Below are 26,439 nucleotides of genomic sequence, written 5' to 3'. Positions count from 1 at the left end.
ATGCTCCTCTCTTACGCTTCTTGCTCTGTTGTTTCGTCTTCAATACCTAATTCTTTTTTAATCCAGTCGTAACCTTCAGCTTCTAGACGTTGTGCAAGCTCAGGGCCACCAGATTTAACGATACGACCGTTCATCATAACGTGAACGAAGTCTGGAGTGATGTAGTTTAATAAACGTTGGTAATGCGTAATCATTAGGCAACCGAACTCTTCGCCGCGCATTTCGTTAATACCTTTAGATACAACTTTTAATGCATCGATATCAAGACCTGAGTCGATTTCATCTAAGATTGCGATTTTTGGCTCAATCATCATTAATTGAAGAATTTCGTTACGTTTTTTCTCTCCACCAGAGAAACCTTCGTTTAAGTAACGTTGTGCCATTTCTGGATCCATTTCTAGGAATTCCATGTTTTTATCTAATGTACGGATAAATTTCATAAGAGAAATTTCATCGCCTTCTTCACGACGTGCATTAATTGCAGAACGTAAGAAGTCAGCGTTTGTTACTCCGCTAATTTCGCTTGGATATTGCATTGCTAGGAATAGACCCGCTTGTGCGCGCTCGTCTACTTCCATTTCTAATACATCTTCACCGTCGATGATGATGCTACCTTCTGTTACTTCATACTTTGGGTGACCCATAATTGCAGAAGATAAAGTTGATTTACCTGTTCCGTTAGGTCCCATAATTGCGTGGATTTCTCCACCTTTTACTTCAAGGTTTACACCCTTTAAAATTTCTTTGCCATCAATTGATACGTGTAAGTCTTTAACCGTTAATGTAGAACCAGCCATCTCAATACCTCCATTAATCCTATATATACATTTTAAAAATTCCTAAAACGTTCATATTCTCATTTTATTCTCATTCTAATTTTATATCAAATAAAATGATATCGCAAACGACGAAAAAAAGTAACCGTTTTTTCACAAATGTATATAAGTATTTCCTTCACATCTTTCTATGATACACCTTTCTTCTTATTTATATAAAGAAAAAAGGACTGGTAATTTTCCAGCCCTTTCCTTATATTTATTCACTTACCGGAAGTACAGCACCTTTATATTCTTTATTAATAAAATCTTGAATTTCTTTTGAATGTAGCACTTCTACTAGCTCTTTAATTTCTTTTTTCTTCTCATCACCTTTACGAACTGCAATGATGTTTGCATACGGAGAGTCTGATCCTTCAATCGCAATTGCATCCTTTGTTGGATTTAATTTTGCATCAATTGCATAGTTTGAATTAATAAATAAAGCATCTCCCTCATTATTTTCATACAATTTCGGTGAAAGTCCAGGTTCAACATCTGTTTTAAATTTTAAGTTTTTCGGGTTTTCTACAACATCTTTTACTGTTGCTTTAACAACATCTACTCCGTCTTTTAATTTAATAACGCCACCTTTTTGTAACAGCGCTAGCATGCGGCCACGCTCCGCTACGTTATTACTCATAATCACTGTTCCGCCATCTGGTAGGTCTTTTAAGCTTTTATATTTCTTAGAATAAATGCCCATAGGTTCTAAATGGATTTTTCCTGCGTTTACAATTTTATATCCCTTTTCTTGAATTTCTTTATCTAAGTAAGGAATGTGCTGGAAGTAGTTCGCATCAATTTCTTTATCCGCTAAAGCCTTATTCGGCAACACATAATCTTGGAATTTTTTAATTTCTAATTTAATACCCTTTTTCTCTAAAATCGGCTGTGCCTTTTCTAAAATAACAGCGTGTGGCACGTTAGAAGCTCCCACAACAAGCTTATTCTCCTCTTTTCCTCCGCAAGCAGCTAATGTAAATACAGACAACGCTGTAACAATTGACAGTAGAACCTTTTTCATATGCTTTCCCCTTCTCCCCAATAGTTATGTAGTTATAAAAAGAGCCGGCATACACCAGCCCTTTTCAGCAATTATTCTTTTACAGGAACAACCGCCCCTTTATATTCTTTATTAATGAAGTCTTCAATTTCTTTAGAATGCAATACTTCTACAAGAGCTTTAATCTCTTTCTTATCTTTATCGCCTTTACGAACAGCTACTATGTTTGCGTATGGTGAATCATTTCCTTCAATTGCAATTGCATCTTTTTCCGGATTTAACTTTGCATCAATTGCATAGTTAGAATTAATTAAAACAGCGTCGCCTTCTTTATTGTTATACACTTGTGGCAATAAACCAGGCTCGATATCCGTTTTGAATTTTAGATTTTTCGGATTATCTGCAATATCTTTTGGAGTTGCTTTAACTGGATCTATTCCGTCTTTAATTTTTAAAATACCTTCTTTTTGTAAAATTGCTAAACCACGTCCGTGGTCAGCAACTGAATTACTCATAATAATTGTCGCACCATCTGGAAGCTCTTTTAAACTCTTATACTTTTGAGAGTACACACCAATTGGTTCTAAATGAATCTTTCCTGCTACTTCAAAGTCATACTTTTTATCTTTAATTTCTTTTTCTAAATACGGAATATGCTGGAAGTAGTTTGCATCTAATTCCTTATCCGCTAACGATTTATTTGGTAATACGTAGTCTTGGAATTTTTTAATTTCTAATTCAATTCCTTTTTTCTCAAGTAACGGTTTTGCCTTTTCTAAAATAACAGCGTGCGGTACGTTAGAAGCACCAACAACAAGTTTCTTTTCATCTTTATCTTTCCCGCCACAAGCAGCTAATCCAAAAATTGAAGTTGAAATAAGTGCCGTAAGTAATAATTTTTTCATTTGAAACATCCTCCCGTTTTTCATTATCGTTTATCTATTCGAGTCGTTAAACTATCACCAATCCACTGAATTAAAAATACAACTAGTAATACACAAATTGTCGCAACGATTGTTACATCGTTATTCCCTCTTTGGAATCCTTCTAAGTAAGCAAGTGTTCCAAGGCCACCAGCACCAACAACTCCTGCCATTGCTGTATAGCCTACTAAAGCAATTGTCGTAACCGTAATACCAGATACTAATGCTGGTAACGATTCTGGAATTAACACCTTCAAAATAATTGTGCTTGTTTTTGCTCCCATCGCTTTTGAAGCTTCAATTACACCTTTATCAATTTCGCGAAGTGCGATTTCAACCATTCTCGCGTAGAATGGTGCTGCTCCAATAATTAAAGCCGGCAAAGCTGCACTTGCTCCAAGAATTGTTCCAAGAAGAATCTTTGTGAATGGGATTAACAAAATAATTAAAATGATGAACGGTATAGAACGGAATATATTTACGAATGCTCCAATCACCGTATTAATTGATTTGTTTTCCCATAAATTATCTTTCGCTGTCATGAAGAGTAACAATCCTAAAATGAGTCCTAAAACAAATGTCGCAAGAGCTGCGATTGCCGTCATATATAACGTTTCACCAGTTGCTTCTAGCATTTGATTCCAATCAACATTTGCGAGTAACTTATCCATGTGCAATCACCTCCAGCTCTACTTGATCTTGATGAATTCCTTCTATTGCTTGCTGGATCGCTGTTTCCTCACCATTTAAATGAACAACTAAGCTACCGTAAGAACCGTTATTCGTTTGTGCGATATTTCCTTGCAAAATGCTAACTTCTATATCACTGCGTTGCATTAATCGTTGAAGCACTGGTCTTTCTACAGCCTCACCGATAAACTGCAAACGAATTACTTTTCCATCTGGATATTTTTCAATTAAATTTTCAATCGTTTCATTTGTATCTTCAGAATCTGTTAACTGCTGTACAAATCGTTTCGTAATATCTTGCTTCGGATTACGGAATACATCAAGTACTGGACCCGTTTCTACAATCTTTCCTCTCTCCATTACCGCCACACGGTTACAAATCTTTCGAATCACGTGCATCTCATGTGTAATGAGTACAATTGTTAAACCAAGGCGCTTATTAATGTCTAATAGTAAATCCAAAATTTGATCTGTCGTTTCTGGATCAAGAGCTGACGTTGCTTCATCACATAAAAGCACTTGTGGATTGTTAGCCAATGCTCTTGCAATCCCAACGCGTTGCTTTTGTCCTCCACTCAGCTGAGACGGGTACGCGTCTCCTCTTCCTTCTAATCCAACAAGATGAATTAATTCATCAACACGTTTTCTTCTCTTCGCTTTATCAACACCTGCAATTTCAAGTGGAAACTCTATATTTTCACGTACAGTTCGTGACCAAAGTAAGTTGAAGTGTTGAAAAATCATTCCGATTTCTTGCCTTGCCTTACGAAGTTCACTTCCTGTAATTGCTGATATAACACGATTCGCAATTGTAATTTGACCAGAAGTCGGTTTCTCTAACTGATTAAACAATCTGATTAAAGAACTTTTCCCAGCGCCGCTATATCCAATAACACCAAATATTTCACCTTTTTCTATTTTTAAATTGGCGTTATCTACAGCAGTGACATCACCGCTTTTCGCCTTATATATTTTCTTTACGTTCTCTAATAGAATCATGATGTTCACCCCTTTTTTAAATAAAAAGCGCAAGCGGATCGTTTAGAACAAGAGGGCGTTTGAATCCCTGACGTAGAGGCGCTTTTTGCCTCATAGGAAGGGATGACACGACCGACTGTTCTAGCCGCTGGAGCTAGATTTCATAAAGATTTTAGGTCGACTCCGCAATTTTTTATTTTTAATGCGTGTAGTCCACTATTATCATTACTTTTATTATTTGAATGTCCTCCACATTCAAACAATAAAAAAACCTTTCTGCTTTAGAGAAGCAGAAAGGTTTTTATGCGTATATAACAACATTATCCCTCTCTCTCATCTCTCAAAGCATTTGCTTTGCAGGAATTGGCACCATTTCAACATAAGTTGACGGTTGCCGGGCTTCACAGGGCACAGTCCCTCCACCTCTCTTGATAAGAGAAATCAGATTCAATTTTCGTCTGATTTGAAATTTATGAAATTGTCTATATTTTATGACTTGAATTGTATCAATATACACTCACCATGTCAACAGAAATTTTCGCAAAAAATGAAACTTCAGAATTTTAAGCACCTACTGACATCGGTTTACATATATGAAACATCGATTCCACTAATAACATCGTTCGGTACGTTCCCGAATATTGTACACGTCCATCATTCATTAGCATTTGCAATCGTACATTTCCATTCACCAATTGTTCTATATCCTTTTCATCTAAGCAAATGATTTGTTCCGTTCCTCTTTCTTCATGTACCAGCTCTATATAATCTCTTGAAATTTGTAACGAACAACTTTCATCTCCAAAACGAAAATTAACAGTTTTTTCTTCTTGTCTTAAAAGCGGTTCTAAATGATATTGAGCATTAGCGTAATTTACAAATGATTGAAGCAAAGAATATAATCTCACCCTAAATCACATCCTTCATATCACTTTCTATTACATACCATTCCCTCTCACTAAAGAGCAATCCTGTTATTTTCGCTCGACAAATACTGTATCCACCCTGCATCTCGACATATTTCCCAAGAAATATGTCGAGGCGGCAAAAATTTTGCCGCCTACTTTAATTCCGTATATAAATATTCAACCGAATGAAATGCGTATATCTTCTTCATCAGTGTCCCATTTTCAAAAACAAGTAAACAAGGTACACTTTCAATCCCATACTCTTTCGCTAAATGCGGAGCATAATTTAAATCTAACATCCCAATTTTGAGGCCTTCAATTGTCATCTCAACGACTGTTAACATCTTTTTTGCTAATTGGCATGTTCCACACATTGGAGTATATACATATAATACTGTTTTTTCTTCGTTCTCTATTAGGGCTGTAGCTTCGGCTCCTGTCCAATCAATCACTTCTATCATTCCTTACCGTAAATATTCTGTATAAACGTCAATGTCGGCTCCCCATAATACATTTGCTAAGTGTGTAGATGGCGCAGTTGCCACTTCTCGGTACGAGCGATCAATATAGATATGCTCGGCTTGCGGAAATTCTTTTCGAAATTGTTTCCTTAACTTTTCTCCAGCATCATCAGCATCCACTAGCACATACACTTCCTTATCAAAAAACTGATCAACGAGCTCATCCATTTTCGACAAACCAATTGTACCATTTGTACAAACAATTTCCACCGGTTCACGAATAATAGATTCAATCTTTCTTCTATCTGATGTACCTTCTACAATAATGACTTTTTCTACATAAATCATATGCCATCACCCGATCACCATATACTATACAACCTTGAACTTAGTATATAGTATATTCGTTATTTTCATGTTGTTTCCTGTTTATTTTTGCAAAAGAAAAGCGGAACCGACTGCTTAGCCCTGTTGGCTAAGGTTCTTTCGTACAGAAGACGCTTTTTGTCTTCTCGTGCGGAAGGTTCTTAGACATGAAGGGCTAGGAGGTGGAGCTAGACAACGAAAAGCGCAAGCGGCTCGTTTAGATTGTGAAGACTTATGAAACCTTACCACAAAACAGTTTTTCTCATAATAGCTTATTTATTTACATATAACTTAAATTTCATTATTTCACAAAAAATAAAAAAGGACAGCACAAAGGCTGTCCTTTAGTCGACTATAATTAGTCTTGGTTTGTCATTTCTGCATATTTTTCTGCAGTTAATAACTTCTCAACTTGGCTTGCATCAGAAAGTTCAACTTTAACCATCCATGCACCCTCGTATGGAGATTCGTTAACAAGTTCTGGTTGGTCACTTAATTCTTCGTTTACTGCTACAACTTTACCGCTTACAGGTGCGTATAACTCAGAAACTGTTTTAACAGATTCTACGCTTCCGAATGGCTCGTTAGCTTCGATTGTTGCACCTACTTCAGGAAGTTCAACGAATACGATATCGCCTAGCTCACCTTGTGCAAAGTGAGTGATACCGATAACAACTTCATTACCTTCAGTTTTTACCCATTCGTGTTCTTCAGAGTAACGTAAATTATTTGGAATGCTCATGACTGTACCTCCAGTGAATGTATTAATTATGTAAAAATACCTTATTGGTACTTTTTCCACACACTTTCAAACTGCTCTTCGTTAAAACCAAGTGTTACATTCGTTCCATCTGTTACAATTGGACGTTTAATCAACATGCCATCAGATGCTAAAAGCTCATACATTTCGTCTTCGCTTGCATCTTTCAACTTATCTTTTAGACCAAGTTCACGGTAACGCATTCCACTTGTATTAAAGAATTTTTTTAATGGTAATTCACTTTTTTCATGTAAATTACGTAAATCTTCTTTTGATGGTGGATTTTCAACAATATGAATCATCTCATATGCTACATCGTTTGCCTCAAACCATTTCTTTGCCTTTTGACATGTGCCACACTTTGGATATGAATAAAATGTTACTGTCATAAATTCACCTACTTTTTTACTAACCTTTACCTTTATCATATAGAAAACGTTTTATTATTTCAAACCATTATTCGCTAAACTTTTACTTATTTCGTGATAATTTTTAATAATCCTGCGAATTTTTCTTATTTTTCCGCCATTTGTTAAGAAAAAATAAATATATAAATTTTTTAGATTCTGCACCAAACATATATTTTAAACAAGCGTTTGATTAATTCTCCATTTTCTTTCTTAACCTTTGAACTACAGGAGTTTCTTTCTACCGAACATACAGCTTAAACAAACGTTTGATTAATTCTCTATTTTTCTTTGTTAACCCTTGAGTTACATCGGTTTCTTCCTACCGAACATACAGCTTAAACAAACGTTTGATTAAAAAAATAAGAAGCCTCTTTTGTAGGCTCCTTCATTATCTATTTAAATAATCTGCAATTGTTTGAAATACGACGATATACATATTATGAATACTTTCTTCTGTATTTCCACCATTCGATAAACCAATTGCCCATTGTTGTCCTTCACCACTTCCGATATTCGCAAACCCTTGCGTATACATAGCATTTACATCTTTTCGGGCACTGTTATACTCTATCCCTTTTGTAATAAAAATCGAATATGATTTATCTTGTAAACCGATAAAAAACACTGGTTTCTTTAGTGATGAAAATACATTTTTATATTGCTCTGTTGAGGCTTCTTGAAAGTGATCTTTCATTATTAGAAAACCATCTACTTCCTTAGATTTCTTTTCCAGTTCCTCTAACTTCATTTCCTCAAACTTTACATTCCTAAACGTATCTTTCGGCTTTTCTCCAACAACTCCAATTACGAGTGCTCTTCCGTTATATTCTAATTTTTCTCCTTCGTTATTCTTTGCACACCCAGCACCTACTAGGCATAACAATATAAAAACTAAAAAATATGATAAACGCTTCATTTAGCACCCTCCCCCTTCTTTTTAGTCAAGTGACAAAAACGTAAGGTTAATTCAAGAAAATGTAAGTAAAATCGATAGCCCAATTCACGTTTCTATATTATAATCAATTGAATTTACTTACATTACTAAACATAGGAGATCAACATGAAGAAATTTAAACTTTCATCTTTTCTTCCGTTAAGTTATATACTTCTACTCGTACTCGTAAGTCCCCTTTACGACGTATTAAATAAATCGACTGTTCACGCAGTAGACGTTACAACTGTAGTAGATGATTGGATTCCATTTGTAAAAGCATTTATTATTCCTTATTTACTTTGGTTTCCATACTTATACGGCGCACTTATTTATTACTGCTTCGCTGACCGAAAGCAATATTATGTCACTTTAAGTAGTGTTATTTTTGGAAAGCTTGCTTGTTTTTCTATTTATTATTTTTGGCAAACAACTGTACCGCGTCCGACTGTCGTTGGAACAGATGTATTTTCTGAACTAGTTCGCTATATTTATAGTATCGACCAGCCAGTAAACTGTTTCCCTAGCATTCACGTTCTTACTACATTTGTAATTATGTTAGCTGCCTTTAAGCGTAGAGAACAACATGCTTTTGAATATTACATCCTTACTTTCTTCGGTACACTTATTATTTTATCAACGCTATTTACGAAGCAACATGCCTTTGTAGATGCCGTCTCTGGAATGACACTTGCAAGCATACTTTACTTCGGCGTTCAACTCTTATTGGCCAAAGAACCAATAAGAGTTCCAGTAAAACAAAATCATAGAATGTAACATGACAAAAAAGCAGACTGTGGCTTCTCAGTCTGCTTTTATCTATTATTAAGGAGATTTTCAATTTAAGATTGCGGTACAGTCATATCACCAGAATGAATACGACCTGCTTTTTTAAGAGCAATGTAAAGTATATAAGAAACAGCTACTGGAATGACGATATAAGTAATTACCATCGCCGGGAGAACTTCCCATCCTTGGCTGGAAATTAAATTAATTGGTGCGATAAGAGAACTTAATCCAAGACCTGCAATTTCTTTTCCTGCTTCCAGTTGGAAAATTAATGCGGATACCGGACCGACTATAGCACTGGCGACGACAGTTGGGACGAGAATCATTGGATTTTTAGTGATATTTGGCAACTGTACTTTCGGAGTACAAAGAGCTTGAGCTAATATGCCACCTAAATTGTTTTCTTTTGCTGAGATGACAGAGAATCCGATAAATTGAGCGACGCATCCGGCAAGAGCTGCCCCACCTGCAACACCGTCTAAGCTAAGTGCGATCGCTAACGCAGCTGATGAAGCTGGAGAGATAAGTAATAGTCCCCAAACTACTGCAATGACGATAGAAGCGATAAACGGGCTACCAGCTGAGCTATCTTTAATGAACGCTCCAACTGCATTTAAAACAGGAGTAATATTATGAGATAACCAAATACCAACTAAACCAGAACCTAATATGGCCGCAAATGGAACGAGCATCATATCTAAAGCAGTTTTTCCGCTTAAACGTTTACCAATATATACAGCTAAAGTTGCTGTTAATAATGCACCGATTGGCTCACCTGTTTTAATAATTAGACCAGCTTCAGTAATTGAAATGGATCCGGCACCAATCGCTCCGGCTACCATCGCCGAGAAGATTACAAGACCGTTTGCACCGAGCATAAAAGCAATGCCGGCACCAATTGCCGGTGCCATTAGTGATTTTGCAACAACTCCGATTGTAATAAGTAATGGTATATCAACAATTCTTCCTATATTTTCGATCAGTAAACCAATTCCGAGGGATACGAAAATACCTTGTGCGATTCCAGCAGATGCTTTAAATACACGAGACATTATATATTCCTTCATTTGTTTCACCTTCTTCTATAAGTTAGTAACCAATTGTTTTCATATAATCACGTAAAATATCGTTTGATTTTGCGAATCGAGATTCTTCATCCTCTGTTAAATTGAGTTCTACAACTTCTCTTATACCGTCTCTAGTAATAATAGCTGGTACTCCTGTACAAATATCATATTCACCATACTCACCATCTAAAATGGCTGATACAGCAATGACACGGTGATCATCATTAAAGATTGAACTCGCAATATATGCTAGAGAATTTCCAATCCCGTAATAAGTAGTTCCTTTACGTTTATAAATTTCCCAGCCAGCTTTTGCAGTCTTCTCAACAATTTCATCTAAATCTATTTCACCAAATCGTTCTTTTTGTTCTTCTAAAATTTGCAGAATTGGCTTTCCACCAACAGTTACATGAGACCAAGCAACCATTTGAGAATCACCATGTTCTCCTAATGAATACCCATGAATACTACGAGGATCTACATGTAGCATTTCAGATAAAATTGTTCTTAAGCGAGAAGAATCTAGTGATGTACCAGTACCGATTACGCGATTTCTAGGTAATCCAGATAATTTCCACACTTGATATGTAATAATATCAACTGGGTTCGATGCAAGTAAGAAAATACCATCAAATCCACTTGCCATTACACCACCAACAACACTTTCCATAATCTTCGCACTCGCTCCTAAAGTATCTAAGCGACTTTGTCCAGGTTTTGGTGCTGGCCCTGCTGTAATAATAACAATGTCCATATCTTTGCAGTCTTCATAGCTTCCTGCATATACTTTTGTTCTTGTATTTGTAAAGTTAATGCAATGTGATAAATCCATTGCTTCCCCAACTGCACGTTCATGATTTATATCAATTAATAATAGCTCTTCGCAAATACCTTGATTCACAATAGAATACGCACAACTTGATCCAACTAATCCAGTACCGATAATTGCAATTTTTCTTGTATGTCTTTTCATAGCAATCTCTCCTAATTGATCATATAATCTATTTCTTTTGTTCTTTACAATCCTAATTATAGAGGTTCTCACGATAGAAACCATGGATACTTTGTGAAATATTGAACAAAGTTTTTGTCCTTTTTGTGAATTGTTATATTCCATTTTCGTCATATTTGTTACAACTGGAAAAATATTTATTATGTATTTATTGACATATACAAAAAGAAAACGAGCGAATAAATTCGCTCGTCTTCTTTTTCCTGTTATTCCGCACTTAATTGACTTTTTAATTGCTGTACAATCATTGGATTAGCAGGTGCTGCCGGTTTGTAATAACTCTTTTGCTTTGCATACTCATACATATTACGTTGGCGCGCCTCGTCTTGATTACGAATTTGAATTAACGTTTGATGTAACTGTTCATTATCAGACTGAGCAATATAATTTGCATAGCTTGTTAAACTTGCATTCAATCCTGCTAAATAATCATTTACCATATCTTTTTCATTCATTTTCCGCTTCCTCCTATCCTAGGAAAGTCATTAATTGCTGTTTCGTATTTCGTGCATCTTGCGCATCTTTTTGTAGCATTTGTTTCAGTTGTGGATCTGTACAAGCCTGTGCATACTGGTCTAACTTGTTAATAATGGTTGCGTGTCCACCAATCAAATGACGTAAATTTTCTACTTCAAGCTCTGTTAAGTTTTGCATATAACATACCCGCCTTTCTTTGTTCATTCATCATTAGTATTTGGTTCTTTTTGGATTGTATTCATCAACTTTTCCCACATATAAACAAAATAAAAGATGAATAGCTAGGCCATTCATCTTTTATGCTGGTTATGTATTTATTTTTATAGAGATACAATCATACTTATACTCACAAGTAAGTTCCATATAATGTGTAAAATAATACTAGGTATAATAGATTGCGTCTTTTTGTATAACATAGCAAATACAATCCCCATAATCATTGCCGTAACCGGAAAACCACCATGAAGAATCCCAAAGATAAAGGAAGAAATAATGATACCAACTAGAAAACTATATTTCTTTTCAAAAAATCGATACAAAATACCTCTATATAAAATTTCTTCTTTAATTGGTGTAATTATAGCAACACTTAACACATATATAATACTTTGTAGACTATTTTGAAGTCCTAAGCTCCCTAATTGATCTCGTTGCTGCTCTGCACTTTCAAAGCTAAACAACTCTAACATTACATACTGAGTTAATGCAATGATGATAAAACCTATTAATAAATACAAGTAGGTTTTCCCATTTTTTAAAATAGATACATCCCATATGTTCTTAATAAAATGAAGCACTGGTTTATACGCAAATAAAACAATAGTAACAACAGCTGCATCAAATAGAAGTAAATAATAGCCCTCTAAATTAGCACGTAATACCTCTTCTCCAAAAATTCCAAGGGCTAAAGCAAGGAATAATCCCCCTAAGAGTGAGAACCCTAGAATGCTTGCAATCGTTACAACTAGATTTTTATATGTTATGTTATCTACTTCTCTTTCTGCATTATACGCGTCTAATACTGTTTTTCTCATACTATTCCTCCATTTGTTTTCATTACCTTAACAAAAACCCTTTAATACAAATATATAGATAATATAACAAATTTTTCAAAAAGAATAATATGCAATTTTACATATCATGAAAGCTTTGTATTATATAGTTTTTGGAATTAGATTACTATAGAATAATTATTAGATGAAATTCCAAAAATTTCTTATCTATCCACCATAACCCTCGCATCATATAAATTTTATTAGTTAAAGGAGCAATGAACATGAAAACACATGACTTCCTTACAGAAATCCAGAAGGGCTCTGAGCCTAGTCCATATCAAGATCCTACCGTATTCAGTTTCGTTTGCTTTTTCTTAGCCATATACACATTTTTCAAACCTGCTAAATAATATCATGTAATGAGAAAAAGCCTACCGCTCTTTTCGAATTATATGCACTAAAAAACCTTAGAATCACTTCTAAGGTTTTTGTTTGCCTCGCTTCTTATTCACGTAACCCTTTAATAAACGTTTCCAACAATACATGTAAACTTATATCTAAATCTAACGGCAAACCAAATCCGCCCTGTTGTTCAATCGAAGCAAATCCATGACAAATACTTCTGAATCCGCGTGTCGCATGAAGTGCATTCTCTCCTTCTAAGCCATACTGTTGTAAAACCTGAAGACAAAGCTTTACAATTCCGTCACCTGCTTTTCTTACTTCTTCATCTCGTAAAAAAGTTGCTTCATATAGTCCAGGATGTTTTCGGACAAATGCTACATATGCTTCTCCTAATGCATGAATTGCTTCATCCATACGTTTATCCTCGGCTGCTTCTTCCAGTTTGTTATGCAGATGTTTTATTCCGTAAATACCAAGATGTTTCCGTACATCTTGTAACCCTTTTACATGATTATATAGTGAGGGCGAACGTATCCCTAATCTTTGCGCTAATGAAGCTAACGTTACTTCTTGTATTCCATTTGTATCTGCAATTTCTGCAGCTGTTTCTACAATTTTCTGTAATGTAAGTCCGATTCTCGGTGACATAAATTAACCCTCTTTCTTACTTTCTATATTCCGCTTCGCTTCCTTAATAGCAAGCTCTATGACAGCCCCTGGATCCTTTATCATTTTTCCGTGCCCTGCTGCAAGCAAGGAAGGCTCATATTCGCTTAGCTTCTGTGCACTTTGTAATGATATTTCTTTGCTCCACGTTGCCATCGCCGGAAACGGAAACCAAAATTTTATTTGTCCCGAAACGGCCATACCTCCTCTTGTTTGGAATGCATCCCCAACAATAAGAGCTTTATTTCTTACATCAAGAAACGACATGGAGCCCGGCGTATGTCCCGGTGTCATAATCGCAAGAAGCGATCCAACTCGGTCGCCATCTTCCAATAAAACATCAGGTACCGTTTTTAATTTTTTAGGTACACCGCCTTTTATCGGTATATTCGGTTCATCCTTTTGTAACGTCGTATCTCCTTCTAACAGCTTTGCGTCCCGCTTAGAAATATGGACTGGAACTTGAGGAAGTACTTCCTTTAATGCATCTAATGCACCAATGTGATCATCATGCGCATGTGTTAATACAATTTTAGTAATTGGTTTTCCTATTTTCTCAGCCGCCTGTAAAATACCTTTTGCGCTATATGGCAAAGCCGCATCAATTAAAGTTAAACCATCTTCTTCCTCTACAAAGTAACAATTTACAGGAAACGCTCTTGGCAAAAATGACAATTGATATACCGTTTGTTCATGTATCATTCTCATATTTCCATCTCCCTTTTCACGAAAACTAATACTATTAGTTTTATTATACTAACGGTATTAGTTTTGTGTCACTAAAAATTTCTTTTTTTCAAAAAAAATAACAGTAGTCGTTTATACGACTACTGTTATTTAAAGATATTAAACTGTGTAACGCTCATCTTCTAAAATTTTCGCAGCGATTTCACGTTTCTTCGGAATTACGTTAAGTGGTGTGTGGCGAGTTAATTTACGTAATGATGATAACATCATGCGCAGCATGTCGCCGTTTTCAACTGCGATAAGTGTTTCTTTCGCATCTGCTTCGATTTCGTTAAATGCTTCTTGGCAGAATACTTCAGTGTATAACACTTTTTGTTTATTCTTTTCAAGACCAGTTGTTTTGATTGCTTTTTCTGTACGAAGAACAGCTGATTCCATTGCGTATAGATTGCTTACGATGTCAGCGATATTCACAAGAATTTCTTGCTCTTTATCTAATGCTTTACCGTATTTTTGAGCCGCTAATCCAGCTACCATTAAGCCGATTTTCTTCGCATTAGTTACTAAATACTTTTGAAGTGCTAATGGCTCATCGCCTACTTCTTCTGGCATCATCATCATTAACTCTTCTTGTAATTTTTGTGCTTTTTGAAGAAGTGGTAATTCACCTTTCATCGCTTTACGTAAGAACGTACCTGGTACGATTAGGCGGTTAATTTCGTTCGTTCCTTCGAAAATACGGTTAATACGAGAATCACGGTACATTCTTTCAATCTCGTACTCTGCCATAAATCCGTAACCACCGTGAATTTGAACACCTTCATCTACTGTATAGTCTAATACTTCAGAACCGAATACTTTGTTTAAAGAGCACTCGATTGCATATTCAGCGATAGAAGCTGCTACTGCTTTACCATCTTTTACTTCTTCTTCAGATAATGTGCTCATGCGGCTTTCGAATAAACCTACTGTACGATATACAGAGCTTTCAGCTGCATATGTTTTTGCTGCCATATTCGCAAGTTTCTCTTGAATTAATGGGAAGCGAGCGATTGGTTGTTTGAACTGTTGACGTTGGTTTGCATATTGTGCTGAAATTTCTACTGCACGTTTCGCAGATCCAACTGTACCAACACCTAATTTATAACGACCAATATTTAAAATGTTGAATGCGATAATATGACCTTTACCGATTTCACCAAGTAAGTTTTCTTTCGGTACTAACGCATCTTCTAAAATTAACGTACGAGTTGAAGAACATTTAATACCCATTTTCTTTTCTTCTGGGCTTGTAGATACGCCAGCGTAGTCTTTCTCTACGATAAATGCTGAGAAGTGCTCTCCATCGATTTTTGCATATACAATAAATACGTCAGCGAATGCAGAGTTTGTAATCCACTGTTTTTCACCGTTTAATACGTAATGTGTACCTTCTGCATTTAAACGTGCAGTTGTTTTTGCACCTAATGCGTCAGATCCTGAACCTGGCTCTGTTAATGCGTATGCAGCTAATTTTTCACCAGTTGCAAGTAATGGTAAATACTTTTTCTTTTGCTCTTCGTTACCGAATAATACGATTGGTAAAGATCCGATACCTACGTGAGCACCGTGAGTAATTGCAAAGCCACCAGCGCGAGAGAATTTCTCTGCGATTAACGCTGAGCTTACTTTATCAAGACCAATTCCGCCGTACTCTTCTGGTACGTCAGCGCCTAATAAACCAAGTTCCCCAGCTTCTTTTAAAAGACGAACTGAACGATCAAATTCATGTTGCTCTAAATATTCAAGCTCTGGAAGAACTTCATTTACGATAAAGTCCTCTGTCGTTTTTGCAATCATTTTATGCTCAGATGAAAAATCTTCTGGCGTAAACACTTGATCAATCGTAATCTCATCTACTAAAAAGCTACCGCCTTTAACCGCATTTCCTACTGTTTTTTCCATGAAAATTTCCTCCTTCATATTTTCATGAGCCGCTTCTCTCTTTTTGAAAGAAGCTGGCTCTCCCTTTTTTTATAAACCTTTGTTGCTTCCATTCTTTGCTTTAGCGTCGTCTCGTTCTGAGCGAACCGCTTCCACTTTTTTTATAATCCAGTTCCAGTGGCTAAAACAGTCGGTCGTTTCACCCCTTCCTTTGAGGCAAAAAGCGCCTCTTCGTCAGGGCTTCCAACGCCCTCCTGTTCTAAACGAGCCACCTGCACTTTTTTTATAATTCAGTTCCAGCGGCTAGAATGTTCGGTGGCTTCGCTTCTTCCTGCGAGGCAAAGAACGCCTCTACGTCTGAAGCTCCATCCCCCTCACATTCTGAACAAGCCGCTTCCACTTTTTTTATAGTAATTCAAATACTCCCGCTGCTCCCATTCCGCCGCCGATACACATTGTTACGATACCGAATTGTTCGTTGCGGCGTTTCATTTCGTGAATAAGAGATAGTGTTAGTTTTGCTCCTGTACAGCCAAGTGGATGTCCAAGTGCGATTGCACCACCGTTTACGTTTACTTTTTCTTCATCTAAACCAAGTTCACGAATAACTTGAATTGATTGAGAAGCGAATGCTTCATTTAGTTCAAATAAGCCAATATCAGATAGCTCTAAGCCAGCTAGTTTTAGCGCTTTTGGAATTGCAGCGATTGGGCCGATTCCCATTACTTCTGGTGGTACGCCAGCTACTGCAAATGAACGGAATTTCGCAAGTGGCTTCATGCCATCGCTCACTGCTTTTTCGCGATCCATTAATAGTACAGATGCTGCACCGTCACTCATTTGTGAAGAGTTACCAGCTGTTACAGAACCGCGAACGTTAAATGCTGGACGTAATTTCCCTAAAATGTCTAGCGTCGTCTCTGCTCTTACACCTTCGTCTTGTGCGAAAGTGATTGTTTCTTCTTGCAGTTTATTATTTGATCCAACAGTACGTAACGTTACATCTACAGATACTGTTTCATCAGCAAAGTTTCCTGCAGCTAATGCTTTCGCAGCACGTTGATGACTTCTTACTGCAAATGCATCTTGCTCTTCACGAGAAATTCCATATTTCACAGCAACTTGCTCTGCTGTATGTCCCATACCCATATAATATTCTGGAGCCGCTTCTACAAGGCGACTATTCGGACGAACAACGTGTCCCATCATTGGAACTAAACTCATTGATTCTGCTCCACCTGATAATACAGCTTCAGAGTGACCAAGCATAATACGCTCTGCTCCGTAAGCGATACTTTGTAAACCTGAAGAACAGTAACGGTTAATCGTAATAGCTGGAACATCGTAAGAAAGTCCTGCTAATCCGCCGATATTACGAGCCATATTTAAACCTTGCTCTGCTTCTGGCATCGCACAACCGAAAATTAAATCATCGATTGGTCCTTCATAATTCGCACGCTTTAACGTTTCCTTTACTACTAACGCCCCTAGATCGTCAGGACGAACTGTTTTTAATGAACCCCTCTTTGCTTTTCCAATTGGTGTTCTTGCTCCCGCAACAATGACAGCTTCTCTCATGAACGATATCTCCCCTCGTTATTAGTTACGTAATGGCTTTCCTTTTACAAGCATGTGCTGCATTCTTGCTTGTGATTTCATCTCACTTACTAAGCTAATAAATGCTTCACGTTCTACATCTAATAAATATTGCTCATCAACTTCTGTTCCGTACGGTACTTTTCCGCCCGCAATGACATATGCAAGTTTCTTAGCAATGTGAAGATCGTACTCTGAAATGTAACCAGATAAATGCATTGCTTCCGCACCAAGTGCAAGAGTTGCATATCCTGTTTCCCCAACAACTGGTATCTTTTTGCGGATCGGCGCTTTATAACCAGCTTCATATAAAGCAAGTGCTTTCTGTTTCGCATCGTATAGTAAGTGATCACCATTCACACTAATACCATCTTTATCACCTAAGAAGTTATGAGAAACTGCTTCTTGTCCTGAAGTTGAAACTTTCGCCATTGCGACTGTTTCGAACACTTTATTTGCAACTTTTTGCAGATCAAACTCTACACCGTTTGCCATTTTGTTTAAGTGTTTAATGTATAGCTCTTTATTACCGCCTCCGCCAGGGATTAAGCCAACACCAACTTCTACTAAGCCCATATACGTTTCACTAGAAGCTTGAATGCTCGCTGCTGGTAAGCAAACTTCTGTACCTCCGCCAAGCGTCATACCATATGGTGCTGCTACAACTGGCTTAGAAGAGTACTTAATTTTCGTCATTGCATCTTGGAAGTTTTTCACAACCCACTCAATTTCAAAGTAGTTGTCGTCTTGTGCTTCCATTAAGATCATTGCTAGGTTCGCACCAACGCAGAAGTTCTTCGATTGGTTACCGATAACAAGACCTTTATAATTCTTTTCTACTTCATCAACAGCGTAGTTAATCATTTGCGTAATATCCATACCGATTGCATTGCTCTTCGAATGGAACTCTAAGCAAAGGATACCGTCGCCTAAATCAATTAAGCTCGCTCCGCTATTTTTCTTTAATACACCATTTTTCGCTTTTAATTGCTTAAGAGAAATTGCTTTTTTATTACGCTCGATTAGCTTATATTCGCCATTATCGTAATAGTAGCTATCGCCGTTATCATGTTTATAGAAAGTAGTGAAACCTTTCTCTAACATTTCTTTCACCCAAGTAGGAACAACTACGCCGTTTTCTTCCATCTTTTGAACAGATTTTTCAACGCCGATTGCATCCCACACTTCAAATGGCCCTTGCTCCCAGCCGAAGCCCCACTTCATCGCTTGGTCAATTGCAACGATATCGTCAGCAATTTCTTTATGAAGTTTTGCAGAGTATAAAAGAGTTGGTGTAATGATGTTCCATAATAACTCTCCTGCGCGGTCTTTTGCGTATACAAGCGCTTTCAATTTATTCGCTAATCCTTTTTCTTGTTTACTTAACTCTACGGATGCAGCTTTTAATTTTTTACGCGCTTCATATTCCATCGTTTCAGGATTTAGTTCTAAAATTTCTTTTCCTTGTTTTAAGAAGAAGCCTTGCCCCGTTTTACTTCCAAGCCATTTTTTCTCCAGCATGTCATGCATGAAAGCTGGTACTTTAAATACATCACGCTCTTCTTCTTGCACATTTTCATATACGTTATTTGCAACGTGTACGAATGTATCTAAACCGACAACATCTAATGTGCGGAACGTTGCGCTCTTCGGACGACCAATAAGTGGGCCTGTTACAGAATCAACTTCCCCAATGCTATAGCCGCGTTTTACCATCTCTTGAAGAGTAACAAGTAAACCGTACGTACCGATGCGATTTCCAATAAAGTTTGGTGTATCTTTTGCGATAACAACGCCTTTTCCAAGAACGTCTTCGCCAAATAGTTTCATGAAGCTTAATACTTGTGGATCTGTTTCTTTCGTCGGTATTACCTCTAGAAGTTTTAAATATCGTGGTGGGTTAAAAAAGTGTGTGCCTAAGAAGTGTTTCTGGAAGTCGTCTGAACGACCTTCTGCCATTTTTTCAACTGAAATACCTGATGTATTCGAGCTTACGATAGAACACGGTTTACGAACCGCATCTACTTTTTCAAATAGTTTCTTTTTAATATCTAAGTTTTCAACTACTACTTCAATAATCCAATCTACATCAGCTAGACGCTCAAGGTCATCTTCTAAGTTACCTGCTTCAATCAGTGCTAAATTTCCTTTCACTGTCAGAGGAGCTGGTTTTTGCTTTAATAGTTTTTGCACAGCCGTATTACTAAAACGATTTCTCACACTTTTATGTTCTAATGTAAGTCCCTTCGCTTCTTCTTCTTTCGTAAGCGCAGGTGGTACAATATCAAGCAATAATGTCGGAATACCAATATTAGCTAAGTGTGCCGCAATTCCCGAACCCATTACGCCTGAACCTAGAACAGCAGCCTTTTTAATTTGGAACATCCAATTCTCCCCCTATTCTTGAATGAATGCTCATTCAATTTTTCGACATAAGTCGCAATCAATGAGTGAGCCTCTACTAATAAATATATGATACTGTTTAAATTTTCGCAATATATTTATTGATAAAATTTTCTGAAATAAATATTTTTCTTTTATTTGCCCATGCTATATATGTATTTTCTTCACTAAAATACACTTTCCCTTTTTATAATCTGACGAAACTGGAGGAATATATATGGCAAAACTTAAGAAGAACCCTTCAAAGGCTGGAATTAGTGCAGCTAGTGTAACTGGAAACGCAGGTCCGCATAACCACGGCGTGGAAAAAGGACGTCAAGGTAATAACCAACAATATAAAAAGCATAATATGGGCGAAAAATAACGCTATATTTTTGGGCAGAGAACGTGGCATAATGATTAATGGCTGCTTTTTCTGCCCAATTTATTTGTAACAAATGAGGGAATTATAATGAAACGAACAATAGTTATGATTGTAATGATTGCCACACTATTTACAGGGATGATTTTCTTCTCTTATGCACAAAGGCAACAAGCTGTAAGAGCTGATCAACCTAATATTACTGGGCAATATGGAGTTACAATCGATGCAGACACAGGTGAAGTTTTGTATGGAAAACGCAAAGACGAACGCTCTTATCCGGCTAGTATAGCCAAAATGATGACAACCCTTCTTTTACTAGAGAATGTAAAAGAGGATGAAGAAATTACAGTTACAGAAAACGCAATTAAAACAGAAAGTCAAAGCAAGAAAATTAAACTTCGTGCTGGGGAAAAGTTAAAACGTGATGAGGCATTAAAACTGATGCTTATCATTAGTGCAGATCCAATAGCTGAATCCATCGCAGAACATATTGCAGGATCAAAAAATGAATTTGTAAAAATGATGAATGCTAGAGCGAAGGAACTCGGTACAAAGCATGCGACTTTCAAGAACGCAAGTGGTGCTGATGCACTTGGAAATAAAGTATCGCCATATGACATTGCTATTATTACGAAAGAAGCATTAAAGTATCCAGTTGTTTTAGAATATATGAATTCAACACGTACAACTCTACATACTTCAGAACGCTCTCCAAACATCGCAAACTACGGACGAGAAGAACTATATGACGATCCATATGCGATTGGAAGTAAAAGCGGTCTATCAGCACTTGGCAAATATACAGTCGTAACAGTGGATGAAAAAGACGGTAAACGCGTCATTAACGTCGTATTATCTTCTACTCGCGCGCAACTATATCCTGATACGAAAAAAATGGCACATTACGCATTTCAGCAATTAAAATAACCAAGGAGTATTTTCTCCTTGGTTATTTTTTAACCATACCTTTTAATACGAACGCAACGTTTGCTGGACGCTCTGCTAGACGACGCATGAAATATCCATACCAGTCGTTTCCATAAGGTACGTAAACACGCATTTTGTAGCCTTCTTTTACTAGCTCAAGTTGACGCTCATTACGAATACCATATAACATCTGGAATTCAAATTGATCCCTTGGAATATTGTGTTCTTCAGCAAGTTTTTTTGTATATTCAATAATCGCTTCGTCATGTGAAGCAATTGCAGTATAATTTCCATTTAATAAGTGCATTTTAATAATCTTTTTATAATTGTCATCTACATCTTTCTTGTCTGGGAATGCCACTTCTTCAGGTTCTTTATAAGCACCTTTTACAAGACGTAAATTAGGATTATAAGCATTTAAATCTTCAATATCTTTTTCTGTACGATATAGGTAAGCTTGAATAACAGTACCAATATTATCGTATTCAGATTTTAATTGTTTAAAGATATCAATTGTTTTACCACAGCGTGTATAGTCTTCCATATCAATGGTAACGAACACACCATTTTCTTTTGCAGCTTCTAAAATACGGCGCATATTGTTCATTACGATTTCATCAGAGATATCTAATCCCATAGAAGTCATCTTTAAAGAAAGCTGCGAATCAAGACCTTCTCTTCCAATTGCACGGATCGCTTCAATCGATTGGTTAGCCATTTCATTTGCTTCCGCTTCATTATCAACGAATTCACCTAAATAATCGATTGTTACACAAAGTCCTTGCTTGTTCAATTGCTTAATAGCAGCTGTCGCTAATTCAATCGTCTCCCCTGCGACGAAGCGACCTGCCCCAAAGCGTAAACCGTACTTTTTAGCCAGTTTTGTTAGCGCTTTATTTTTAGATAAGAAAAGAAACGAATTTCGCATTAATTGTTCCATGTAATTCACCCCTATGACTGTAATTTATCTGTTTTTTACCCCTCTTCAAAATTATATCATTGTTTAAAATTATTGGATACAAATAATTATTTAGATAATTTATAAAATACTATAAAAACATTTAAAAACCTATATTTCTGCTTATAAATATACCCGAAATATTTTTCGACATTTAGAAAAATGGAGTTTACTAGGCATAAAATAGGCATGTCGAAAATATTCGACATGCCTATAAAATCCTTTATATTCCATGTAAATTATATAAGGATATTAATACAGAAAACTTGCGATTATATTTACCTCAAGTTTTTTTATTGCTCATTTCGCTTCTCTTCATTCAGCCTTTTAATATCTGTAATTAACTGTACCATCTCTTCTTTCGCATCTGGATAAGTTTCATTCCAATGCTTTACTAAAGCTGGCATCGTCTTAGCTATGTAAGAATACAGTGCCCACTTCTGTACCTGTTCTTTTCTCTCTTCATTGCTCTCTCCAAGTAACAGCTCAGTATATTTCTCCAGTAAACCATCAAACTGCTCGTTAAACTTTTCACTCATTTTATTTACCTCCTATATGAAAAAAGCAGCGAAGATCGCTGCTTTTTCTTATAATTTTGATCGAACAGAGTTTAATTTTTTCTCCATTGTGCTTACTTTATCACGACGATCATCAATACGAATAGTTGTTGCAACACGCTGTGCACCTTTCGTATATGGAACTTCATGCATTTGTTGTATTACTTCTAGAATGACAGGAAGATCTCCTTCAATAATTGTATTCATCGGTGTTAATTGATACTTCACGCGATCCGCATTTTTCTCTAGCACCTTTTGTACTTCTGCTACATATTCACTAACACTTGGATTACCTGTTCCTACTGGAATAATCGATACATCAACAATTGCCATAGTAGTCTTCCTCCTATAATCGTTTCTTATATATCCATTGTCTATTTTACCGAAATCCTCATCATTTTACTAATATGTTACTCTTCCACTTTAAACTGCTCGACTAATCTTTCTAAATCTCTCATATGTTCTGTCAAACTTTCCATCGTGTGAGCTACCTTTTCTAAATGATTCACCTGTGATTCCGTTGCAGCATGTACCTCTTCAGAAACAGCTGCACTTTCTTGACTCGTACCAGCAATTGTATGCATTACCGCTGTAATTTCCCCTTGCTCATAACCTATGTTATGTACCTCTTCTACAATTTTTTCAACTGAAGTACTAATCGTATTTACAACTGACATAATTGTACGGAACTCCATTTCCGCCTCTGTCGTCACTTTATTTTGCACATCTGCAATGTCTTTCAATTTACTTACAACTTCTACAACCCTTTTTACTTCTAATTGTACATCACCAATCATCATTGTGATTTCTCCGGTTGCCTCTTTTGATTGTTCCGCTAATTTCCGAACCTCTTCAGCAACAACCGCAAATCCCTTACCTTGCTCACCTGCACGGGCAGCTTCAATCGATGCATTTAAAGCAAGTAAATTTGTTTGATCCGAAATACCTTTTATAAGCTCAACAACATTTTGAATCGATCCAACTCTTTGTTCTAACTTATCCGATGCTTCTTCTGTATGAACAACAATCGAAGATGATTGTCCCCTCGTACGGATTAAATTCCTCATTGTATTTAATCCTTGCTTAGATGCCTCTTCCGCTTTGCCAGCCACACCTTTTATTTCACCAACGGAGCTATTCATTTGTTCCACTGACTCCGCCATATTCTCGAGCTGAGCTGAAACTTCATCCACACTATTCGCAAGAGTAGAAGCTCCTCCGCTCACATCATCCATCGCTCCTGAAACTTCTCTACTAGCCGCTACTGTTTCGTTCGTTAAATAATGTAAACTATTCGTTGATTGTTGCACCGTTGATACGCTGTTTTTAATTTTACTTACCATTTCATTCATTTGTTCAACCATATCATTAAAGTGCTTCGTCAACTCTCCAACTTCATCTTCACTTGTCACTTTCATTCGCAGCGTTAAATCGCCTTCTGCTACTTTTTGCACGTGATTTTTTAATAGTTGCAGTGGTCTTGCTAATCTTCTTGAGAACAAGTAGGAAGCTACAATTCCAACTAATAAACTAATACATGCCATTATAATAACTGTATTTCTCGTACTATTTAATAGCCCATCAATCGTTTCTTTCGGATAAAAGATTCCTATCGTCCATTTCATCGTATCAAATGATTGACTGTAAACAACTACATCTTCACCTTTTATTGTAGTGACCGCATATTTTGTTCCCTCTTTATTTAAGCTCTTTATAAGCGGCTCTTTAGAAACATCTTTCCCTATCTTTTCTGGATAAACAAGAGCCATATTTTTATCATTTATAATAAACATTTCTCCGTCATTATTGTATTGAATATTGTGAAGCAACTTCTGAATCGTCCCAAGCGATACATCCATCGCAACAACGCCTAATACAGATCCATCTTGAGCTGTAATTGCTTTAGAAACACCTACACTTAACTTTCCTGTTGCAATTTCATAAGAAGGTTGTCCCCAATGGACCTTTTTTACATCAGCCTCTGAATCTTTATACCATGGTCTTGTCGTTGGATCATATCCTTCTGGCACTTGCCCACCTTCAGCAAGATTGGCACTTAATGTTTTTTTATCTTTCGTACCAATATATAAATCTAAAATACCAGGATGATTCTTTTTATACTCCGCAAACTCTTTCGTTAAAAACGCTTCCTCTTCCGGAGTAACCCCACCTTGAAGCATATTACGAATCATCTCACTGTTCGCGTAATACCCCATATCTTCATCCGTTCTTTGAACAAATGTCGTAAGTTGCTCTGTCACAAGATCCATCGCATTTTGAGAATACTCGTCTAAGGAACGCACTTCCTTTTCTTTCTGTAATTGATACACAGCTGTACCCAATATTACGAACATCATAGAAATAAGTACTGAAAACACTACCGCAATTTTTAAACGTAAACTTCTTAACATTTTCCCCCAAGCATCCCCTTCGTATTAAATTAAAATCTTATTAATCATTATATTAAGTATAATAGATAAAATTAAAAAATTGAAATTAATTCTCACCTTAATACAATTAGAAAAAGGACTACCACTTGTGCAAAAACAAATAGTTCATTATCCTTAAAATATAATCTCATTCGTTCGGAGGGAACTATGTTACAAAAATTCGGTTTCTCACAATATGAAAGCCAGGCTTATGAAGTTGTCGTATCAAGCAATGAACCATTAGATGCTACAACAATTGTGAAGCATTCAGGTGTTCCAAAAGCAAAAATATATGAAGTACTAGCACGCCTAATCGATAAAGGAATGGTAATGGATTCTGTTTCAGAAAAGAAAAAATTGTATACAGCATTACCACTAAAACTAGCAATTGAAAAATTAACGACTGAATTCCAATCAAATATTAAAGAACTGGAAACAAATATATCAAAAAAATCATTTACAGATGACCGTGTGTGGAGCTTAAAAATGCAATCTTCTATTCGAGTTCAAAGTAAAGAACTCATTGAAAGTGCACAAGAATCAATCCGTATTTCAGCTTGGAATGATACTCTTTTAGAATATCTCCCTTTACTAGAACAAAAAGCAAAACAAGGTGTTCAAATTGAATCCCTTATTGTTGGAGAAGTAGAAACAGACTTAGAAAACATGCATTTTCTAATCCCAGCTGAAGAACCTAATGCATTAGAGCGCTACTTGCTACTTATCGTTGACGATCGTGAAATTTTATTTGCTGGCGTAGAACAAGAGTCATGGCAAGCGATGAAAACAATGTCACAACCTTTCGTAAAGTTCTTTACAGAATTTTTCTATCACGACGTTGCACTTGCAAAGATTACCCAGAAGCACCACGATCTCTTTATGAAAGATGATGAAATTAAGAGTTTGTTAATGAAATTAAGATACTAATTAAATAAT

General features: G+C 36.4%; 29 protein-coding genes and 1 riboswitch. Of the genes, 4 read left to right on the top strand and 25 right to left on the bottom strand.

The genetic code is table 11. From position 1 onward, the window contains the following. Positions 1-11 precede the first annotated feature (11 nt). The 11 genes from sufC to MKY38_RS24710 all read right to left on the bottom strand — a co-directional run bounded on the left by sufC (position 12) and on the right by MKY38_RS24710 (position 8,233). Positions 12-797, bottom strand: a complete 786-nt coding sequence (gene sufC / locus MKY38_RS24760; protein WP_000929160.1) for a Fe-S cluster assembly ATPase SufC — start codon at positions 795-797, stop codon at positions 12-14. A 238-nt stretch (positions 798-1,035) separates the two neighbouring features. Beyond that, a complete protein-coding gene (gene metQ, locus MKY38_RS24755; protein WP_000757005.1) occupies positions 1,036-1,842 on the bottom strand; it encodes a methionine ABC transporter substrate-binding lipoprotein MetQ in 807 nt (268 codons plus the stop codon). Positions 1,843-1,913: 71 nt separating this feature from the next. After that, the gene (metQ, locus tag MKY38_RS24750) at positions 1,914-2,726 is read right to left on the bottom strand and encodes a methionine ABC transporter substrate-binding lipoprotein MetQ (RefSeq protein WP_063537946.1); all 813 of its coding nucleotides are present in this window, start codon (positions 2,724-2,726) and stop codon (positions 1,914-1,916) included. A 23-nt stretch (positions 2,727-2,749) separates the two neighbouring features. Further along, complete coding sequence (locus tag MKY38_RS24745; protein WP_000359401.1) at positions 2,750-3,415, bottom strand: methionine ABC transporter permease; 666 nt, start codon at positions 3,413-3,415, stop codon at positions 2,750-2,752. Continuing rightward, entirely contained in the window at positions 3,408-4,433 is a 1,026-nt protein-coding gene (locus MKY38_RS24740) for a methionine ABC transporter ATP-binding protein (RefSeq protein ID WP_000601778.1), read from the bottom strand. Before MKY38_RS24740 ends, MKY38_RS24745 begins: the two co-directional genes overlap by 8 nt. Before the next feature lie 309 nt (positions 4,434-4,742). Then, positions 4,743-4,850, bottom strand: a riboswitch (SAM riboswitch). A 125-nt stretch (positions 4,851-4,975) separates the two neighbouring features. After that, the gene (locus MKY38_RS24735) at positions 4,976-5,320 is read right to left on the bottom strand and encodes a hypothetical protein (protein WP_001242136.1); all 345 of its coding nucleotides are present in this window, start codon (positions 5,318-5,320) and stop codon (positions 4,976-4,978) included. A 152-nt stretch (positions 5,321-5,472) separates the two neighbouring features. Continuing rightward, positions 5,473-5,781, bottom strand: a complete 309-nt coding sequence (locus MKY38_RS24730; protein ID WP_002025020.1) for a thioredoxin family protein — start codon at positions 5,779-5,781, stop codon at positions 5,473-5,475. A gap of 3 nt (positions 5,782-5,784) precedes the next feature. Continuing rightward, positions 5,785-6,129, bottom strand: a complete 345-nt coding sequence (locus tag MKY38_RS24725) for a toprim domain-containing protein (RefSeq protein ID WP_000640870.1) — start codon at positions 6,127-6,129, stop codon at positions 5,785-5,787. Positions 6,130-6,505: 376 nt separating this feature from the next. Then, complete coding sequence (gene gcvH / locus MKY38_RS24720; protein WP_000026897.1) at positions 6,506-6,889, bottom strand: glycine cleavage system protein GcvH; 384 nt, start codon at positions 6,887-6,889, stop codon at positions 6,506-6,508. Between the two features lie 41 nt (positions 6,890-6,930). Beyond that, entirely contained in the window at positions 6,931-7,296 is a 366-nt protein-coding gene (locus tag MKY38_RS24715) for an arsenate reductase family protein (protein ID WP_000218968.1), read from the bottom strand. 409 nt (positions 7,297-7,705) lie between these two features. Then, a complete protein-coding gene (locus MKY38_RS24710) occupies positions 7,706-8,233 on the bottom strand; it encodes a hypothetical protein (protein WP_063537953.1) in 528 nt (175 codons plus the stop codon). A 144-nt stretch (positions 8,234-8,377) separates the two neighbouring features. Here MKY38_RS24710 and MKY38_RS24705 point away from each other — a divergent pair, with 144 nt between their 5' ends. Then, the gene (locus tag MKY38_RS24705) at positions 8,378-9,025 is read left to right on the top strand and encodes a phosphatase PAP2 family protein (protein WP_000713772.1); all 648 of its coding nucleotides are present in this window, start codon (positions 8,378-8,380) and stop codon (positions 9,023-9,025) included. Positions 9,026-9,090: 65 nt separating this feature from the next. Here the strand turns inward: MKY38_RS24705 and MKY38_RS24700 are convergent, their stop codons facing one another. From MKY38_RS24700 to MKY38_RS24655, 10 genes are all read right to left on the bottom strand, one after another. Next, on the bottom strand, positions 9,091-10,104 hold the full coding sequence (locus MKY38_RS24700; protein ID WP_000666172.1) for a PTS transporter subunit IIC: 1,014 nt from the start codon (positions 10,102-10,104) through the stop codon (positions 9,091-9,093). 22 nt (positions 10,105-10,126) lie between these two features. Further along, positions 10,127-11,077 carry an L-lactate dehydrogenase gene (locus MKY38_RS24695; RefSeq protein WP_000820649.1) on the bottom strand — a complete coding sequence of 317 codons (951 nt, stop codon included), beginning with the start codon at positions 11,075-11,077 and terminating at the stop codon, positions 10,127-10,129. Between the two features lie 245 nt (positions 11,078-11,322). After that, positions 11,323-11,571: a spore coat protein gene (locus MKY38_RS24690; protein WP_001002981.1), complete on the bottom strand. Its 249-nt coding sequence runs from the start codon at positions 11,569-11,571 to the stop codon at positions 11,323-11,325. Between the two features lie 13 nt (positions 11,572-11,584). Next, a complete protein-coding gene (locus MKY38_RS24685; protein ID WP_001180550.1) occupies positions 11,585-11,770 on the bottom strand; it encodes a hypothetical protein in 186 nt (61 codons plus the stop codon). Between the two features lie 143 nt (positions 11,771-11,913). Next, complete coding sequence (locus MKY38_RS24680; protein ID WP_065224353.1) at positions 11,914-12,627, bottom strand: CPBP family intramembrane glutamic endopeptidase; 714 nt, start codon at positions 12,625-12,627, stop codon at positions 11,914-11,916. A gap of 465 nt (positions 12,628-13,092) precedes the next feature. Next, on the bottom strand, positions 13,093-13,641 hold the full coding sequence (locus MKY38_RS24675; protein WP_000074933.1) for a TetR/AcrR family transcriptional regulator: 549 nt from the start codon (positions 13,639-13,641) through the stop codon (positions 13,093-13,095). A 3-nt stretch (positions 13,642-13,644) separates the two neighbouring features. Then, positions 13,645-14,367, bottom strand: coding sequence for an MBL fold metallo-hydrolase (locus MKY38_RS24670; RefSeq protein WP_065224354.1), 723 nt, complete (start codon positions 14,365-14,367; stop codon positions 13,645-13,647). Between the two features lie 138 nt (positions 14,368-14,505). Further along, positions 14,506-16,290, bottom strand: a complete 1,785-nt coding sequence (locus MKY38_RS24665) for an acyl-CoA dehydrogenase family protein (protein WP_000416282.1) — start codon at positions 16,288-16,290, stop codon at positions 14,506-14,508. A 384-nt stretch (positions 16,291-16,674) separates the two neighbouring features. Then, entirely contained in the window at positions 16,675-17,847 is a 1,173-nt protein-coding gene (locus MKY38_RS24660) for an acetyl-CoA C-acetyltransferase (RefSeq protein WP_001206345.1), read from the bottom strand. Between the two features lie 21 nt (positions 17,848-17,868). Further along, entirely contained in the window at positions 17,869-20,250 is a 2,382-nt protein-coding gene (locus tag MKY38_RS24655; protein ID WP_070180649.1) for a 3-hydroxyacyl-CoA dehydrogenase/enoyl-CoA hydratase family protein, read from the bottom strand. A gap of 235 nt (positions 20,251-20,485) precedes the next feature. On the opposite strand from MKY38_RS24655, the gene MKY38_RS24650 reads away from it, so the two are divergent. Together MKY38_RS24650 and MKY38_RS24645 are read left to right on the top strand one after the other, a co-directional pair. After that, positions 20,486-20,632: a YuzL family protein gene (locus MKY38_RS24650; RefSeq protein WP_001096344.1), complete on the top strand. Its 147-nt coding sequence runs from the start codon at positions 20,486-20,488 to the stop codon at positions 20,630-20,632. 87 nt (positions 20,633-20,719) lie between these two features. Continuing rightward, entirely contained in the window at positions 20,720-21,559 is an 840-nt protein-coding gene (locus MKY38_RS24645; RefSeq protein WP_341050010.1) for a D-alanyl-D-alanine carboxypeptidase family protein, read from the top strand. Positions 21,560-21,581: 22 nt separating this feature from the next. Here MKY38_RS24645 and MKY38_RS24640 read toward each other — a convergent pair whose 3' ends face one another. The 4 genes from MKY38_RS24640 to MKY38_RS24625 form a co-directional block, all read right to left on the bottom strand. Further along, positions 21,582-22,499 carry a proline dehydrogenase family protein gene (locus MKY38_RS24640; RefSeq protein WP_000436772.1) on the bottom strand — a complete coding sequence of 306 codons (918 nt, stop codon included), beginning with the start codon at positions 22,497-22,499 and terminating at the stop codon, positions 21,582-21,584. Between the two features lie 311 nt (positions 22,500-22,810). Further along, positions 22,811-23,056, bottom strand: coding sequence for a YusU family protein (locus tag MKY38_RS24635; protein ID WP_001290594.1), 246 nt, complete (start codon positions 23,054-23,056; stop codon positions 22,811-22,813). Between the two features lie 48 nt (positions 23,057-23,104). Next, entirely contained in the window at positions 23,105-23,407 is a 303-nt protein-coding gene (locus MKY38_RS24630; RefSeq protein WP_001018860.1) for an MTH1187 family thiamine-binding protein, read from the bottom strand. Positions 23,408-23,484: 77 nt separating this feature from the next. Further along, positions 23,485-25,485, bottom strand: a complete 2,001-nt coding sequence (locus MKY38_RS24625) for a methyl-accepting chemotaxis protein (protein ID WP_065224356.1) — start codon at positions 25,483-25,485, stop codon at positions 23,485-23,487. Positions 25,486-25,671: 186 nt separating this feature from the next. On the opposite strand from MKY38_RS24625, the gene MKY38_RS24620 reads away from it, so the two are divergent. Next, a complete protein-coding gene (locus tag MKY38_RS24620) occupies positions 25,672-26,430 on the top strand; it encodes a TrmB family transcriptional regulator (protein ID WP_000939482.1) in 759 nt (252 codons plus the stop codon). Positions 26,431-26,439 lie beyond the last annotated feature (9 nt).

The organism is Bacillus sp. FSL R5-0585, from assembly GCF_038004545.1.
GTDB lineage: Bacteria > Bacillota > Bacilli > Bacillales > Bacillaceae_G > Bacillus_A > Bacillus_A cereus.
The sequence above is the reverse complement of the archived record's forward strand: the minus strand, read 5'-3'. Positions and strand labels throughout refer to the sequence as shown.

Bases quoted from the DNA above. Each gene is read 5' to 3' on its own strand.
- MKY38_RS24645 (WP_341050010.1), top strand. From the start codon at position 20,720: ATGAAACGAACAATAGTTATGATTGTAATGATTGCCACACTATTTACA.
- MKY38_RS24710 (WP_063537953.1), bottom strand. From the start codon at position 8,233: ATGAAGCGTTTATCATATTTTTTAGTTTTTATATTGTTATGCCTAGTA.
- MKY38_RS24620 (WP_000939482.1), top strand. From the start codon at position 25,672: ATGTTACAAAAATTCGGTTTCTCACAATATGAAAGCCAGGCTTATGAA.
- MKY38_RS24745 (WP_000359401.1), bottom strand. From the start codon at position 3,415: ATGGATAAGTTACTCGCAAATGTTGATTGGAATCAAATGCTAGAAGCA.
- MKY38_RS24705 (WP_000713772.1), top strand. From the start codon at position 8,378: ATGAAGAAATTTAAACTTTCATCTTTTCTTCCGTTAAGTTATATACTT.
- MKY38_RS24650 (WP_001096344.1), top strand. From the start codon at position 20,486: ATGGCAAAACTTAAGAAGAACCCTTCAAAGGCTGGAATTAGTGCAGCT.
- metQ (WP_063537946.1), bottom strand. From the start codon at position 2,726: ATGAAAAAATTATTACTTACGGCACTTATTTCAACTTCAATTTTTGGA.
- MKY38_RS24680 (WP_065224353.1), bottom strand. From the start codon at position 12,627: ATGAGAAAAACAGTATTAGACGCGTATAATGCAGAAAGAGAAGTAGAT.
- MKY38_RS24630 (WP_001018860.1), bottom strand. From the start codon at position 23,407: ATGGCAATTGTTGATGTATCGATTATTCCAGTAGGAACAGGTAATCCA.
- MKY38_RS24635 (WP_001290594.1), bottom strand. From the start codon at position 23,056: ATGAGTGAAAAGTTTAACGAGCAGTTTGATGGTTTACTGGAGAAATAT.
- MKY38_RS24740 (WP_000601778.1), bottom strand. From the start codon at position 4,433: ATGATTCTATTAGAGAACGTAAAGAAAATATATAAGGCGAAAAGCGGT.
- MKY38_RS24700 (WP_000666172.1), bottom strand. From the start codon at position 10,104: ATGAAGGAATATATAATGTCTCGTGTATTTAAAGCATCTGCTGGAATC.
- MKY38_RS24670 (WP_065224354.1), bottom strand. From the start codon at position 14,367: ATGAGAATGATACATGAACAAACGGTATATCAATTGTCATTTTTGCCA.
- MKY38_RS24675 (WP_000074933.1), bottom strand. From the start codon at position 13,641: ATGTCACCGAGAATCGGACTTACATTACAGAAAATTGTAGAAACAGCT.
- gcvH (WP_000026897.1), bottom strand. From the start codon at position 6,889: ATGAGCATTCCAAATAATTTACGTTACTCTGAAGAACACGAATGGGTA.
- MKY38_RS24665 (WP_000416282.1), bottom strand. From the start codon at position 16,290: ATGGAAAAAACAGTAGGAAATGCGGTTAAAGGCGGTAGCTTTTTAGTA.
- MKY38_RS24685 (WP_001180550.1), bottom strand. From the start codon at position 11,770: ATGCAAAACTTAACAGAGCTTGAAGTAGAAAATTTACGTCATTTGATT.
- MKY38_RS24625 (WP_065224356.1), bottom strand. From the start codon at position 25,485: ATGTTAAGAAGTTTACGTTTAAAAATTGCGGTAGTGTTTTCAGTACTT.
- MKY38_RS24695 (WP_000820649.1), bottom strand. From the start codon at position 11,077: ATGAAAAGACATACAAGAAAAATTGCAATTATCGGTACTGGATTAGTT.
- MKY38_RS24690 (WP_001002981.1), bottom strand. From the start codon at position 11,571: ATGAATGAAAAAGATATGGTAAATGATTATTTAGCAGGATTGAATGCA.
- MKY38_RS24660 (WP_001206345.1), bottom strand. From the start codon at position 17,847: ATGAGAGAAGCTGTCATTGTTGCGGGAGCAAGAACACCAATTGGAAAA.
- MKY38_RS24715 (WP_000218968.1), bottom strand. From the start codon at position 7,296: ATGACAGTAACATTTTATTCATATCCAAAGTGTGGCACATGTCAAAAG.
- MKY38_RS24725 (WP_000640870.1), bottom strand. From the start codon at position 6,129: ATGATTTATGTAGAAAAAGTCATTATTGTAGAAGGTACATCAGATAGA.
- MKY38_RS24730 (WP_002025020.1), bottom strand. From the start codon at position 5,781: ATGATAGAAGTGATTGATTGGACAGGAGCCGAAGCTACAGCCCTAATA.
- MKY38_RS24640 (WP_000436772.1), bottom strand. From the start codon at position 22,499: ATGGAACAATTAATGCGAAATTCGTTTCTTTTCTTATCTAAAAATAAA.
- MKY38_RS24655 (WP_070180649.1), bottom strand. From the start codon at position 20,250: ATGTTCCAAATTAAAAAGGCTGCTGTTCTAGGTTCAGGCGTAATGGGT.
- metQ (WP_000757005.1), bottom strand. From the start codon at position 1,842: ATGAAAAAGGTTCTACTGTCAATTGTTACAGCGTTGTCTGTATTTACA.
- sufC (WP_000929160.1), bottom strand. From the start codon at position 797: ATGGCTGGTTCTACATTAACGGTTAAAGACTTACACGTATCAATTGAT.